Origin of the sequence: Idiomarina sp. HB (genome assembly GCF_048059115.1) — a bacterium.
In the GTDB taxonomy this organism is placed as follows: domain Bacteria; phylum Pseudomonadota; class Gammaproteobacteria; order Enterobacterales; family Alteromonadaceae; genus Idiomarina; species Idiomarina abyssalis.
In genome coordinates this window covers 10014-22585 of sequence record NZ_JAYLVU010000003.1, presented here as the reverse complement: position 1 = coordinate 22585, position 12572 = coordinate 10014, and the positions used below count along the sequence as shown (strand labels likewise).

At 45.6% G+C, this 12572-nt stretch carries 18 protein-coding genes; 12 read left to right on the top strand and 6 right to left on the bottom strand.

What is annotated here, in order from left to right; all coding sequences use genetic code 11:
• Positions 1 to 2: 2 nt before the first annotated feature.
• From rpsJ to VBY75_RS09410, 12 genes are all read left to right on the top strand, one after another.
• On the top strand, positions 3 to 314 hold the full coding sequence (rpsJ, locus tag VBY75_RS09465; protein ID WP_053954198.1) for a 30S ribosomal protein S10: 312 nt from the start codon (positions 3 to 5) through the stop codon (positions 312 to 314).
• Between the two features lie 38 nt (positions 315 to 352).
• Positions 353 to 991 (top strand): 50S ribosomal protein L3, encoded by a 639-nt coding sequence (gene rplC / locus VBY75_RS09460; RefSeq protein ID WP_054489121.1) that lies wholly within the window; start codon positions 353 to 355, stop codon positions 989 to 991.
• Positions 992 to 1009: 18 nt separating this feature from the next.
• Positions 1010 to 1615, top strand: a complete 606-nt coding sequence (rplD, locus tag VBY75_RS09455) for a 50S ribosomal protein L4 (protein WP_054489119.1) — start codon at positions 1010 to 1012, stop codon at positions 1613 to 1615.
• Positions 1612 to 1914 carry a 50S ribosomal protein L23 gene (gene rplW, locus VBY75_RS09450; protein WP_054489117.1) on the top strand — a complete coding sequence of 101 codons (303 nt, stop codon included), beginning with the start codon at positions 1612 to 1614 and terminating at the stop codon, positions 1912 to 1914. The genes rplD and rplW overlap by 4 nt, the downstream gene beginning before the upstream one ends.
• A gap of 14 nt (positions 1915 to 1928) precedes the next feature.
• Positions 1929 to 2753, top strand: coding sequence for a 50S ribosomal protein L2 (gene rplB, locus VBY75_RS09445; RefSeq protein WP_011235150.1), 825 nt, complete (start codon positions 1929 to 1931; stop codon positions 2751 to 2753).
• Positions 2754 to 2769: 16 nt separating this feature from the next.
• Positions 2770 to 3048, top strand: coding sequence for a 30S ribosomal protein S19 (gene rpsS / locus VBY75_RS09440; RefSeq protein WP_034822534.1), 279 nt, complete (start codon positions 2770 to 2772; stop codon positions 3046 to 3048).
• Positions 3049 to 3061: 13 nt separating this feature from the next.
• Positions 3062 to 3394, top strand: coding sequence for a 50S ribosomal protein L22 (gene rplV / locus VBY75_RS09435; protein ID WP_054489115.1), 333 nt, complete (start codon positions 3062 to 3064; stop codon positions 3392 to 3394).
• A gap of 10 nt (positions 3395 to 3404) precedes the next feature.
• The gene (gene rpsC, locus VBY75_RS09430) at positions 3405 to 4085 is read left to right on the top strand and encodes a 30S ribosomal protein S3 (protein WP_054489113.1); all 681 of its coding nucleotides are present in this window, start codon (positions 3405 to 3407) and stop codon (positions 4083 to 4085) included.
• Positions 4086 to 4096: 11 nt separating this feature from the next.
• Positions 4097 to 4510, top strand: coding sequence for a 50S ribosomal protein L16 (gene rplP / locus VBY75_RS09425; RefSeq protein ID WP_011235146.1), 414 nt, complete (start codon positions 4097 to 4099; stop codon positions 4508 to 4510).
• Positions 4510 to 4701 carry a 50S ribosomal protein L29 gene (rpmC, locus tag VBY75_RS09420; RefSeq protein WP_011235145.1) on the top strand — a complete coding sequence of 64 codons (192 nt, stop codon included), beginning with the start codon at positions 4510 to 4512 and terminating at the stop codon, positions 4699 to 4701. The genes rplP and rpmC overlap by 1 nt, the downstream gene beginning before the upstream one ends.
• Complete coding sequence (rpsQ, locus tag VBY75_RS09415; RefSeq protein WP_054489112.1) at positions 4701 to 4964, top strand: 30S ribosomal protein S17; 264 nt, start codon at positions 4701 to 4703, stop codon at positions 4962 to 4964. Before rpmC ends, rpsQ begins: the two co-directional genes overlap by 1 nt.
• 169 nt (positions 4965 to 5133) lie before the next feature.
• On the top strand, positions 5134 to 6543 hold the full coding sequence (locus tag VBY75_RS09410; protein WP_278356594.1) for a carbohydrate porin: 1410 nt from the start codon (positions 5134 to 5136) through the stop codon (positions 6541 to 6543).
• 45 nt (positions 6544 to 6588) lie between these two features.
• On the opposite strand, the gene VBY75_RS09405 is transcribed toward VBY75_RS09410, so the two are convergent.
• Genes VBY75_RS09405 through VBY75_RS09380 form a run of 6 tightly spaced genes read right to left on the bottom strand, consistent with a single transcriptional unit; the run spans position 6589 to position 12395 of the window.
• Positions 6589 to 6981 (bottom strand): Na+/H+ antiporter subunit G, encoded by a 393-nt coding sequence (locus VBY75_RS09405; RefSeq protein WP_054489109.1) that lies wholly within the window; start codon positions 6979 to 6981, stop codon positions 6589 to 6591.
• Positions 6982 to 6993: 12 nt separating this feature from the next.
• Complete coding sequence (locus VBY75_RS09400) at positions 6994 to 7263, bottom strand: K+/H+ antiporter subunit F (RefSeq protein ID WP_054489107.1); 270 nt, start codon at positions 7261 to 7263, stop codon at positions 6994 to 6996.
• Positions 7257 to 7745, bottom strand: coding sequence for a Na+/H+ antiporter subunit E (locus tag VBY75_RS09395; protein WP_224798154.1), 489 nt, complete (start codon positions 7743 to 7745; stop codon positions 7257 to 7259). The genes VBY75_RS09400 and VBY75_RS09395 overlap by 7 nt, the downstream gene beginning before the upstream one ends.
• Positions 7746 to 7750: 5 nt before the next feature.
• Positions 7751 to 9265, bottom strand: coding sequence for a monovalent cation/H+ antiporter subunit D (locus VBY75_RS09390; RefSeq protein WP_278356595.1), 1515 nt, complete (start codon positions 9263 to 9265; stop codon positions 7751 to 7753).
• Complete coding sequence (locus tag VBY75_RS09385; protein WP_054489101.1) at positions 9265 to 9606, bottom strand: Na+/H+ antiporter subunit C; 342 nt, start codon at positions 9604 to 9606, stop codon at positions 9265 to 9267. The genes VBY75_RS09390 and VBY75_RS09385 overlap by 1 nt, the downstream gene beginning before the upstream one ends.
• A complete protein-coding gene (locus tag VBY75_RS09380; RefSeq protein ID WP_416512200.1) occupies positions 9606 to 12395 on the bottom strand; it encodes a monovalent cation/H+ antiporter subunit A in 2790 nt (929 codons plus the stop codon). Before VBY75_RS09380 ends, VBY75_RS09385 begins: the two co-directional genes overlap by 1 nt.
• Positions 12396 to 12572: the final 177 nt, after the last annotated feature.

Here is a 12572-nt window from a genome sequence, read left to right as displayed (position 1 = left end):
TTATGGCTAATCAAAGAATTCGGATTCGTTTGAAAGCGTTCGATCACCGTCTGATCGACCAGTCGACTGCAGAGATTGTTGAAACTGCAAAACGCACTGGTGCTCAGGTACGTGGCCCTATCCCACTGCCAACTCGGAAAGAACGCTTCACCGTGCTGACTTCTCCACACGTGAATAAAGACGCGCGTGACCAGTACGAAATCCGCACCCACAAGCGTCTGATTGATATCATGGACCCTACTGACAAAACGGTTGACGCGCTTATGCGTTTAGATTTGGCAGCTGGCGTTGATGTACAGATCAGCTTGGGTTAAGTGGGCAGTAATAGGATTACACACGAGAGGTTTTAACAATGGCTATAGGTCTAGTCGGTCGTAAAGTAGGAATGACGCGTGTCTTCCAGGAAGACGGCGCTTCTGTTCCTGTTACTGTGATCGAAGTGCTGGCGAACCGTGTGACTCAGGTTAAATCTGATGACACTGACGGTTACCGTGCCCTTCAAGTGACCACAGGCGAGAAGAAAGCGAGCCGTGTAACCAAGCCTTTAGCAGGTCATTTTGCTAAAGCTGGTACAGAGGCAGGTCGTGGTCTTTGGGAATTCCGCCTGAAAAACGGCGAAGGCGAAGATTACGCGGTTGGTTCTGAACTGACTGTTGATATTTTCGCAGAAGTTAAGAAAGTAGACGTTACTGGTACTTCTAAAGGTAAAGGCTTTGCCGGTACTGTGAAGCGCTGGAACTTCAGCATGCAGGACGCTACTCATGGTAACTCATTGTCCCACCGTGCACCGGGTTCAATCGGTCAAAACCAGTCGCCTGGTAAAGTATTCAAAGGCAAGAAAATGGCTGGTCAGATGGGTAATGAGCGAGTCACTACGCAGTCACTTGAATTAGTTCGAGTTGATGCAGAACGCAGTTTGTTGTTGATCAAAGGTGCGGTCCCGGGTGCAACCGGTAGTGATGTGATCGTTAAACCAGCGGTCAAGGCGTAACGTCTGAGGAGAATAGTGATGGAATTAACATTGAAAGACGCAAAAGGCGCTCTTGAGGTTTCCGAAGCTACCTTTGGACGTGAGTTTAATGAAGCCCTTGTCCATCAAGTAGTTGTAGCTTACGCTGCAGGTGCTCGTCAGGGCACTAAAGCTCAGAAAACTCGTTCTGAAGTAGCCGGTGGTGGTAAGAAGCCTTGGCGTCAAAAAGGTACTGGTCGTGCCCGTGCAGGTACAATCCGTAGTCCTATCTGGCGTTCTGGTGGTGCGACTTTTGCAGCTAAGCCGCAAAATCACAGCCAGAAAGTTAACAAAAAAATGTATCGCGGTGCGATTAAAAGCATTTTGTCGGAATTGATTCGTCAGGAACGTTTGATTGTTGTTGAGAAGTTTGGTGTTGAAGAACCAAAAACAAAACAGCTGGCAGCGAAACTGAAAGAAATGGATCTGAACGACGTTTTGATCGTGACTAAAGAAGTTGATGAGAACTTATTCTTAGCTTCTCGCAACTTGCATAAAGTCGACGTGCGTGATGTTCAGGGTATCGACCCTGTCAGTCTGATTGCTTTCGAGAAAGTGCTGATGACTGCAGACGCCGTCAAGCAGCTTGAGGAGGTGTTATCATGATGCGCGAAGAACGTTTGCTTAAAGTGATTTTAGCACCTCACGTTTCGGAAAAATCGACTATGACTGCTGAAGGCAACAACACGGTTGTTTTCAAAGTAGCAGTTGATGCGACGAAATCCGAAATTAAAGCGGCTGTCGAAAAACTGTTTGAAGTTGAAGTCAAAAACGTACGTACAGTAAACGTAAAGGGTAAAACCAAGCGTACTGGGTTCCGTTTTGGAAAACGCAGTAACTGGAAAAAAGCGTATGTTGCCTTGAATGAAGGTGCTGACATTGACTTCTCTGGCGGCGCTGAGTAACAGGAGGAATAAACATGGCTGTAGTTAAAAGTAAGCCTACGTCTCCGGGTCAACGCCACGTCGTTAAAGTCGTCGGTCAGGACCTGTACAAAGGCAAGCCTTACGCACCATTGCTGGAAAAAAACAGCAAGTCTGGTGGTCGTAACAATAACGGTCGTATCACGGTTCGTCACATTGGCGGTGGACATAAACACCACTACCGTGTAATCGACTTTAAACGTAATAAAGATGGTATCCCTGCAAAGGTTGAGCGTATTGAATACGATCCTAACCGTTCAGCGAATATCGCTTTAGTTTTGTATGCTGACGGTGAACGCCGTTACATTCTGGCTCCGAAAAACCTATCTGTAGGCGATCGTATCCAGTCTGGTGTTGATGCACCGATTAAACCTGGTAACAGTCTGCCAATGCGCAACATCCCTGTGGGTAGTGTTGTTCACGCAGTAGAGTTACAGCCAGGTAAAGGCGCACAGATGGCTCGTTCAGCGGGTGCTTATTGCCAGATTCTTGCTCGTGACGGTGCTTATGTTACCGTTCGTTTGCGTTCAGGTGAGATGCGTCGCGTTCAGTCTGAAGGTCGTGCAACTATCGGTGAAGTAGGTAACGCAGAACATATGCTGCGTCAATTGGGTAAAGCCGGTGCAAACCGCTGGCGTGGTATTCGTCCTACCGTTCGTGGTGTGGCGATGAACCCAGTTGATCACCCTCACGGTGGTGGTGAAGGCCGTACCTCTGGTGGACGTCATCCTGTGACTCCATGGGGCACGCCGACCAAGGGCTACAAAACCCGTAAAAACAAGCGTACTGATAAGTTCATCGTACGCCGTCGCAACAAATAAGAGTTGAGGATAAAACATGCCACGTTCTCTTAAAAAAGGTCCATTTATTGACCTTCACCTGCTAAATAAGGTGGAGAAAGCGTTGGAAGCCGGGGATAAAAAGCCAATTAAAACTTGGTCCCGTCGTTCAATGATCATCCCAGATATGATCGGCCTGACAATCGCTGTTCACAACGGTCGTCAGCACGTTCCTGTCTACGTGACAGATGAAATGATCGGTCATAAATTAGGCGAATTCGCGCCAACCCGTACTTATCGCGGCCATGCTGCTGATAAGAAAGCGAAGAAACGGTAAGAGGTAGAGAGTGATGGAAGCAATTGCTAAACACCAATTTGCCCGCGTTTCAGCGCAGAAGGGCCGTTTGGTCGCAGACCAAATCCGTGGACTTCCAGTAGAAAAAGCACTGGATATCCTGGCATACAGCCCCAAAGCATCTGCTGTCTTAATCAAGAAAGTACTTGAGTCAGCAATCGCGAACGCGGAACATAACGAAGGTGCGGATATCGATGAGTTAAAAGTAGCCCGGGTCTTTTTAGACGAAGGTCCTACTATGAAGCGCATCAAGCCACGGGCGAAAGGCCGTGCCGATCGTATCTTTAAGCGCACCAGCCACATTACTGTGGTCGTGTCAGATAGCTAGGAGATAAATTATGGGTCAGAAAGTACATCCTAATGGTATTCGCCTAGGTATCTCCAGACCATGGAATGCAACCTGGTATGCGAATACAAATGAGTTCGCTGATAACCTGCACAGTGATTTTCAGGTACGTAAGTTCCTGACAAAAGAACTGCGCAACGCATCAGTCTCTCGTATCGTTATCGATCGTCCAGCTAAGAGCGTTCGTGTGACTATTCACACAGCACGCCCTGGTGTGGTTATCGGTAAGAAAGGCGAAGACGTAGAAAAGCTGCGTAAGCAAGTTTCTAAATTGACAGGTGCTCCTGCGCAAATCAACATCTCAGAAGTTCGTAAGCCTGAGTTGGATTCGCAGCTAGTAGCTGACAATATTGCTGGTCAGTTGGAACGTCGTGTCATGTTCCGTCGTGCTATGAAACGTGCTGTACAAAACGCCATTCGCTTGGGTGCCAAAGGTATCAAAGTTGAAGTGAGTGGTCGTTTAGGCGGCGCAGAAATTGCACGTACTGAGTGGTATCGTGAAGGCCGTGTACCGCTGCACACATTACGTGCAGACATCGACTACTCGACCTCAGAAGCGAACACCACTTACGGTATCATCGGTGTTAAGGTCTGGATTTTCCGTGGTGAAGTTCTTGGTGGACTTCCAACTGAAGAAAAGCCAGCTCCTAAGCGCGGCAAGAACCGTAAGTAAGGAGAGACGATATGTTACAACCTAAGCGTACAAAATTCCGTAAGGTTCACACAGGCCGCAACCGTGGTCTGGCGCAGTCTGGTAACAAAGTCAGCTTCGGTACTTTTGGTTTAAAAGCTACTGATCGTGGTCGTATGACCGCGCGTCAAATCGAAGCAGGCCGTCGTGCAATGACTCGTCACGTTAAGCGTCAAGGTAAAATCTGGATCCGCGTATTTCCTGATAAGCCTATTACCAAAAAGCCTTTAGAAGTTCGTATGGGTAAAGGTAAAGGTAACGTCGAATACTGGGTTGCTCAGATTCAACCAGGTCGCGTTCTGTATGAAATGGACGGTGTTCCTGAAGAGTTGGCACGTGAAGCGTTCCGCCTGGCGGCGCGTAAACTGCCTTTCAAAACCACTTTTGTGACTCGGACGGTAATGTGATGAAAGCAAGTGAACTGAAAGATAAAACCGTTGAGCAGCTGCAGGAAGAATTGCTAGGCTTGCGTCGTGAGCAGTTCAATCTGCGTATGCAGGCGGCAACTGGTCAGCTGAATCAGACTCACATGATGAAACAAGTGCGTCGTGATATCGCACGTGTTAAAACCATCTTAAATGAGAAGGCAGGTGCGTAATGACTGATGAAAAACGTGTTCGTACTCTGCAAGGCAAAGTTGTCAGCGATAAGATGGATAAAACCATCACTGTAGCTGTTGAACGCCGTGTAAAGCACCCGGTATACGGGAAGTACATCACGCGTACAACTAAAGTACATGCGCATGACGAAGAAAACCAGTGTAAAGCTGGCGACACCGTGATTGTTCGCGAAAGTCGTCCGCTGTCTAAGAATAAATCTTGGACTCTGGAAGAAATCGTAGAGCGTGCTACTGTTGTCTAAACGCAGATAACGAAGTAAAAAATACAAAGGCCTCCCTTGCGGAGGCCTTTTTTTTGATCTAAACCTTAATAGGTTGAGTACAAATATCTGAAATTAAATAATTTATTTTTATTAAAGAATTAATAATAAAAGCGCATATCAGTGCGTAATACTCAGAGGGAGTCAACCTATGTCAAAGAGCTTATTTTTTGCAGCTACGGTACTTGCAGCAAGTCCGGTGGTTGCCGCTCCACAGGAAAGTAACTCTGTCGAACAAGAGATACAAGCGCTTAAAGAGCGGTTGGCTCAATTGGAAAAGCGTTTAGCAGAAAAAGAAGAAAGTGAGAAAGAAGAAGAAGTTGTTGTTGTCAAAGAACAAGATATTGAGGAAGAAACAACAGCTGATAAAAGTGATGGCAAGCGCAGAGTTGTCTATGACTCAGGTGTTCACGCTCGTTTAGATGAGTTGGAAAAAAGAACGGAAGAAAACGAAAATTGGCCAATAAAGGTTCATGGTGCGGTCCGTTTTCAGTATGAATACAATAATTACGATTCTGATAATGAAGACAGAATGGGTGATTTAGATTTCGATATTTTCCGGCTGAATTTTGATGGCGAAATGGGTGGAGTGATTTTATCTGCCGAATACCGTTGGTTCAATTATCAAGATGTCGTTAAACATGCCTGGTTTGGTTATGATTTTACTGACAAGCTTCAAGGCCAGGTTGGTGTCGTAAAAATACCTTTCGGTAATATGCCGTATAATTCCCACAGTTACTTTTTTAACACTACCTTTTATGTCGGTTTAGAAGATGAGCACGATAATGGACTTCGGTTTAAGTATCGGGGGGACGAGTGGGATTTTGATTTAGCTTATCTTAAGTCTGATGAGCAAGGTGGTATCGATGGCTCAACCTCTGACAGAACTGCTCGCTATAATTACGATACAGTAGGTATTAGGCTGCCAGGACAGGGTGCCTATGATGAACCTGGACTGCCTATTGGAGAAAGTAATAGCTATGCATTCCGTACGGCTCGTAAGTTTAATTTCAGTGATGACGAAAACTTAGAGCTCGGTGTATCGGTTCAGGGGGGGAACTTATATTCAGGAACTGCAGGAGAAGGCTTTACCGCAGCACAAGAATACGAAAACCAAAATGTTGGTAATCGTTTAGCATGGGCTGCTCACGGGGTTTATAATAACGGGCCATGGAATGTCCAGCTGCAGTATTCTGACTATGACTATGACTTGAAATTAGAAAACAGAGGCGTCTATATGGCTGCCTATGCTTATTACGACGCTATCCCAACCGAAGCTAAGCTTTATACCGCTAACGTGGCTTACACCTTACCTGTTGATATTGGTCCTATTACTAGCTTTACCTTTTATAATGACCACAGTTTAATGACGGATAAAATGGGTTATCAGGACGATACCTGGATGAATGTGTTGGGTGTCGCTGTAGCAGCCGGCGGGGGCTTTTACACTTACGTTGATTACGTAAAAGCGAAAAACCAACCCTTTATTGGAGGTAATACAGCGACAGACGGTGGGGAAGTCAATGACCGTTTCAATATTAACTTCGGGTATTATTTCTAAAAAGCCTTAAGCCTGTATAGAAAAAATTGAAGACATGGTTCCCTGTTAGGGTTCCATGTCTTTTTCTTTGGGCAGTATATGTTCGTAAGAATCACCTTCCTGACGGAAATCTCTTGTGCGATTGAACATTTTTAGTTCCGTATGCAGAGCTGCTTTTGCCATAATATGTGCGCTGATAGGAGCCGTCAAAAACAAGAAAATGGCGATTAAAAGCTCATTAAAATTTGGTGTTCCCTGAGCTGCCGTAATGATGATAGTGGCAATAACAATACCGCCAATACCAATTGTCGTGTTCTTTGTTGGAGCGTGAAGTCTGGTAAAAAAGTCAGGTAATATAGCCAGACCGAGTGAGCCAATAAAAGCAAAGCAAGCGCCTAAAAGAATAAAAAAAGCAGCTAACCATTGCGACCATTCGGGTAATTGATTTAGTGCGTCCATAATTGTCTACCTTTATTCTATTAAGTCGCCGCGCAGTAAAAACTTACCAGCGGCGATGGTGCCAACAAAGCCAAACATGGCAATAAGCAGGGCGGCTTCAAAGTAGGTTTGGGTGTTCTGATACATTCCCAGCAGAAGTAATAAAGCCAGGGAGTTAATATAAATGGTATCTAATGCCAATATCCGGTCCGGTAAATCAGGGCCTTTAACCAGCCGCCAAAAGTTTAGCAACACCGATAAACTGAATAGCAAGAAGGCAATTTGCAGTACTGTCGTTAACATTTAAAAATCTCCTTCAGGCGTCGCTCGTAACGATTTCTAATGGTGTTTATGACTTCTTCGGGGTTTTCCTCAGAGAATGCATGAATAAGAATCCCTTTACGTCCGCGAGTTATTTCGCAAGAAACAGTACCAGGCGTTAATGTGATTGTGCTGGCAAGAATAGTAACGGGTAGTTCCTCTTTCATATCCAGTGGAAAGACGAAAAGTGCCGGTTTTATTGAGCGAGGTTTTCCTATTATCATTCCTGCGATTTTAAAATTGGCGACGACAATGTCATTTAAAAGAATAAAGAAATAAACCAACGCTAAATCTGGGCGCTTAATGGTTGCGAATTTAGGCCATGCTGAGCGAAAAAGAAATGGAACAAACCACGCAAATATGGCGCCCAGCAATACGACTCCGGGAGCAATAGAATTAAACAGTAGTATCCAGACAGCCAGTAAAAATACTGACAGCCAAGGTGTCGGGAAAAGTTTTTTCATGACGATTATTTCTCCCCTTCAGTTAGTACGCGTGATGGATACTGTTGTATATCATAAAGCTGCTCCGCGACATCAGTAGTGTAACTACGAATAGGGTTGGCAAAAATTGTCATGGTCAGTGACAGCGCAAGCAGCATGATGACTGCAGCGCGTTTGCCTAAAGGAGCCGATTGCTCATTAGGTTTGCCTGATAGCGTGTGCCAAAGCATCTTACTTCCCGCTCTGGTTACAGAAATAAGCATAATAAGGGTGGCGCCTAATACAGCCCCCCACAGCCAAAAGTTTGTTCCATTCGGACTGGCCGACTCTAATATAAAGAGCTTTCCAACAAAGCCGGACAGCGGTGGTAATCCGATAATTGCAATTGCTGCGACCAGGAACATGACAGAATAGGTTGAGTGATTTGCCATTTTCTTACCAGAGACAATGCGAGAGGCTGTTTTACCACGCTCAAATGCAATGAGATCAGCCAATAAGAACAACGCACCAGTAATAAAGGTCGAGTGTATTAAATAAAACAGCATTGCGCCGGTGGTGGCTATGTCATTTAAGCTGTATGTCGCTATAAGCGTGCCTATAGAAATGACGACCAAATAGGCGACTAATAACCTCAGGTCGCGTGCGCCAAGAATACCAATGGCTCCGGCCAACATGGTAATAAGACCCATAACCCATAACCAGTCATGGGCAATAAAAGCCAGTTCGTTTGCTTCGGGACCAAAAATAAGAGTGTAAACCCGAACGATAGCGTAGACCCCGACCTTCGTCATTATCGCAAACAACGCAGCTACCACTCCGGTGGTTGTAGAGTATGCCTGAGGCAACCAGAAATGCAGAGGTAAGATAGCTGCTTTTATTCCGAAAACGATTAATAGCATCATACCGCCGGCTTTCGCTAAAGCGGCTTGATCACCGGTTAACTGTTGAATTTGTGTGGCAAGGTCAGCCATATTCAGCGTACCAGTCACACCATACAACGTACCTATGCCTATTAAGAAAAGCGCAGAACCTAACAGGTTAAGCAGGACATAATGCAATGTGGTGCGTAAACGGAATTTTCCTCCTCCATGCATAAGTAATGCATACGAAGAAATTAAAAGCACCTCAAAAAATACGAATAAGTTGAAAATATCGCCCGTGGCAAAAGCCCCCATTATGCCCATAATCTGAAATTGGAATAGGGCCTGGAAATGGGAGCCGAGATTATCCTCAGCGTAGCAGCCATAAATCAGAACGGGCAGGGCTAATATCGCGGTTATCAGCATCATCAATGCACTGAGTTTGTCTACCATCAGGACAATGCCAAACGGCGCCGACCAGTTTCCCAGAGCATAAACAATCATTTGGTCCTGGTTAACCTGAATGAGTAACGCGATGCTTAGTACGAGCGTCAATATACTTGCCAGAAGACCAATAGCTCTTCTTTTGGGTTGAGGTCTATCTCCCCAAGGCAGAAGTTGTAAGAGTGCTGCAAAAAGCGGCACTAAAATCGGAAGTATCGCCAAATGTTGTTGCCACATTAGCGGTTGCCCTCCGTGCTGTTATCCTGCTGATTAACTTCGTCCGTTCCAATTTCTCCACGGGCGCGTACGGCTAAGATGATCGAATAAGCTGTCATTGCAAAACCGATAACAATAGCGGTAAGAACCAGAGCTTGAGGCAACGGATCTGCATAAGTTTCCTGGGTACCATAAATTGGTGCCCCGTCTATTGTGAGTCGTCCGGTGGAAAAGAGAAATAAATTAACAGCGTAAGACAGCATAGTGATGCCCACGACCACAGGAAAAGAGCGGCCGCGTAAAATAAGGAAAACGCTGCATGCGGTCAAAACGCCAACGGTAACAGAGTATAAAGTTTCCATTAATGTCCCTCATGCGTTGGGCGATGACGCGTCGTCATCTTGCCAAAGTTACTTAAAATCATCATGGTTGCGCCGACAACAGTCAGGAAAACGCCCAAATCGAACAGTAAGGCTGTTGCAAATTCAAACTTACCAACCAACGGCCATTCTAAGTAGGTGAACCATGATGTCAGGAAGGGTTTATTAAACACCCAGCTACCAATACCCGTTAATGCCGCGGTCATTACACCAAATGACATAAGTGACTGGTAATTAACATTGAACCTTTCTTTTACCCAATCAACACCATTTGCGATGTATTGCAGGATCATGGCGGATGCGACAATAAGCCCGGCGATAAAGCCGCCACCGGGTAAGTTATGTCCTCTAAGGAAGATGTAGGCTGCAACGATCATCGCTATAGGCAGAATGATATTAGCTACCGTAGTTAACATCAGTGGGTGTTTGATACGATGCCAGGGGCGGCCATCGATATCGCTGGATGGCATAAAGGGCTTCAGTTTGTTTAAGAGTTTATGAATGCCGGCTGCTGCTATAGCCAGCACGGTAATTTCACCTAATGTATCGAAGCCACGGAAATCTACCAAAATAACATTAACCACGTTTGTTCCACCGCCACCGGATTTGGCATTGGCAAGGAAAAAGTCGGAAATGCTTTCAAACGGTGAGGTAAGAATGGCGAAGTTAAGTGTCGCGACAATACCACCAATAAAGCTGGCAATAATAATGTCTCTAAAAACGCGGTGTCCTGAGGAAGCCCGACTGGTTTTTTGTGGCATAAAGAATAGCGCCAGTATCATCAAAATAATGCTAACTACTTCCACGACTAACTGAGTCATTGCTAAATCGGGCGCCGAAAAATGCGCAAACGCCAGTGATACAACCAGGCCAACGACCGATAACATGCTTAGCATGACAAAACGGTTGCGGTGTAATGTTGCTGTTGCAAATGCCGCTCCAATAAGGACCAGAGCACCCACCATACTAACCATATCAACGGGCAGTTGCGGTTTGCCCCCGGTGACGACACTTAAATCACTTAATGACGGCAATAAGACAACAATGACACTGATAAGCACAAACGCAATATAACGCTGCAGCGAACCTGTATCTAACCGCTCATAGAAGTTTGCTGCGGCGTCCGACACTTTTTGAATAATGTGCTCAAAGTTGTGTTTCGCGTCCTGTCCGTCAAACTGTCGGTTGAAAGTAAATAGCTGGTCTCGCGCAAGGTAAATAAGGATTCCGCCGACAACCGCTACAGCACTCATGAGTAAAGGTATATTGAATCCGTGCCATAAAGACAATTTAACCTGAACAGGGGCGGCAGTAACTGCGGCTGCAGCCTGATCAAGTATGCCCGAAACCATTGTCATCGGAGCCAGCCCGATAGCGATACACAGTAAAGCCAGAACAACGACCGGAGCCGACATCATCCTTGGTGGGTCATGAGGCTTCTTTGGTAACTCTTTGTATTCACCGTTAAAGAAAACGTCATGGATAAAACGAATAGAGTAGGCTACGGAAAGCATCGCTCCGACTGTCGCCAGGATTGGAATAAACCAGGACAATCCGCCAAATAGGTGTTGTTGGAGTGCCTGATCAAGGAAGAGCTCTTTCGACATAAAGCCATTGAAAGGCGGAATGCCTGCCATAGAGGCAGCAACAATCATGGCCAATGTTGCGGTAATTGGCATCAGGCTCATTAAGCCTTGTAATTTGCGCATGTCACGCGTGCCTGATTCATGGTCAATAATACCGGCGGTCATGAATAGACCGGCTTTAAAACAAGCGTGATTAATAATGTGGAATAAGGCGGCTATGACAGCACCCTGCGTGCCAATGCCGAGTAACATACAAATGAGACCGAGATGACTCACGGTAGAGAATGCCAGTAGTCCTTTTAAGTCATGTTTTAGCAGCGCAAAGTAAGCACCTACTAACATGGTGATTAAGCCGGTTAAAGTTACTAGGGTAAACCAGAGCTCAGTCTCAGCTAATACCGGGTGAAAACGTGCCAGTAAAAAGATACCTGCCTTTACCATGGTAGCTGAGTGTAAGTATGCACTGACCGGAGTTGGGGCCGCCATAGCGTGTGGCAGCCAGAACTGAAAAGGGAACTGCGCTGACTTAGTGAAGGCGCCAAGTAAAACCAATATTAAAGCGGGGACATAATAGGCATGAGCCTTTATTTGTTCCGCCGCCGCAAAAATATCATCTAACTGATAACTGCCGGCGATATTGCCAATAATAAGCAAACCCGCCAATAAAGCGAGTCCGCCGGCTCCGGTCGTTGCCAGTGCCATTCGCGCACCGCGTCGGGCATCACTACTATGGAACCAGTAACCAATCAGTAGAAAGGAAGAAATACTGGTCAGTTCCCAAAACACCCACATTAATAAGATGTTGTCGGCCATAACGATGCCAAGCATCGATGACATGAATAACAATAAGCACGCATAAAAACGAGCTTCATCGTCTTCGCGACTTAAATAATAGTGGGCGTATGTAATAATGAGTACGCCAATTCCTAAGATAAGCCCGACAAAGAGCAGAGAGAGTCCATCGAGCCGAACAGCAAAGTCCAGACCGATGCCGGGAAGCCACTCAACCATTTGTTTGGGGACATCACCAGCTAACGTTGTAGGTGCGTATTGAAATAAAACAATTAAGCACAGAACAGGAACCAGTAATGTAACTCCGGTTTTTACCGGTCGTGAAGCACGTTTAACCAATAGTGGTAAGAGCGCACCAAAAAATGGGGCAAAAATAATGAATAACAGATTCATACCATCGAAGTCCCAAGTCAGCTTGTGCTCTTTATATAAGGTGGATGTCGTAGAGCAACTTAAAGTATTGAATTTACCATTGGTTTTGCCGCAATCCAACTAAACTAAACCGTTATAGTCGTTAGTTCACCGTACACCTACGAAAAATTCTGAGATTACCCTACCACTCCTAAATTT

What these genes read in the sequence shown, in the direction of transcription:
- rpsJ (WP_053954198.1), top strand. Translation starts at nt 3, where the DNA reads ATGGCTAATCAAAGAATTCGGATTCGTTTGAAAGCGTTCGATCACCGT.
- rplC (WP_054489121.1), top strand. Translation starts at nt 353, where the DNA reads ATGGCTATAGGTCTAGTCGGTCGTAAAGTAGGAATGACGCGTGTCTTC.
- rplD (WP_054489119.1), top strand. Translation starts at nt 1,010, where the DNA reads ATGGAATTAACATTGAAAGACGCAAAAGGCGCTCTTGAGGTTTCCGAA.
- rplW (WP_054489117.1), top strand. Translation starts at nt 1,612, where the DNA reads ATGATGCGCGAAGAACGTTTGCTTAAAGTGATTTTAGCACCTCACGTT.
- rplB (WP_011235150.1), top strand. Translation starts at nt 1,929, where the DNA reads ATGGCTGTAGTTAAAAGTAAGCCTACGTCTCCGGGTCAACGCCACGTC.
- rpsS (WP_034822534.1), top strand. Translation starts at nt 2,770, where the DNA reads ATGCCACGTTCTCTTAAAAAAGGTCCATTTATTGACCTTCACCTGCTA.
- rplV (WP_054489115.1), top strand. Translation starts at nt 3,062, where the DNA reads ATGGAAGCAATTGCTAAACACCAATTTGCCCGCGTTTCAGCGCAGAAG.
- rpsC (WP_054489113.1), top strand. Translation starts at nt 3,405, where the DNA reads ATGGGTCAGAAAGTACATCCTAATGGTATTCGCCTAGGTATCTCCAGA.
- rplP (WP_011235146.1), top strand. Translation starts at nt 4,097, where the DNA reads ATGTTACAACCTAAGCGTACAAAATTCCGTAAGGTTCACACAGGCCGC.
- rpmC (WP_011235145.1), top strand. Translation starts at nt 4,510, where the DNA reads ATGAAAGCAAGTGAACTGAAAGATAAAACCGTTGAGCAGCTGCAGGAA.
- rpsQ (WP_054489112.1), top strand. Translation starts at nt 4,701, where the DNA reads ATGACTGATGAAAAACGTGTTCGTACTCTGCAAGGCAAAGTTGTCAGC.
- VBY75_RS09410 (WP_278356594.1), top strand. Translation starts at nt 5,134, where the DNA reads ATGTCAAAGAGCTTATTTTTTGCAGCTACGGTACTTGCAGCAAGTCCG.
- VBY75_RS09405 (WP_054489109.1), bottom strand. Translation starts at nt 6,981, where the DNA reads ATGGACGCACTAAATCAATTACCCGAATGGTCGCAATGGTTAGCTGCT.
- VBY75_RS09400 (WP_054489107.1), bottom strand. Translation starts at nt 7,263, where the DNA reads ATGTTAACGACAGTACTGCAAATTGCCTTCTTGCTATTCAGTTTATCG.
- VBY75_RS09395 (WP_224798154.1), bottom strand. Translation starts at nt 7,745, where the DNA reads ATGAAAAAACTTTTCCCGACACCTTGGCTGTCAGTATTTTTACTGGCT.
- VBY75_RS09390 (WP_278356595.1), bottom strand. Translation starts at nt 9,265, where the DNA reads ATGTGGCAACAACATTTGGCGATACTTCCGATTTTAGTGCCGCTTTTT.
- VBY75_RS09385 (WP_054489101.1), bottom strand. Translation starts at nt 9,606, where the DNA reads ATGGAAACTTTATACTCTGTTACCGTTGGCGTTTTGACCGCATGCAGC.
- VBY75_RS09380 (WP_416512200.1), bottom strand. Translation starts at nt 12,395, where the DNA reads ATGAATCTGTTATTCATTATTTTTGCCCCATTTTTTGGTGCGCTCTTA.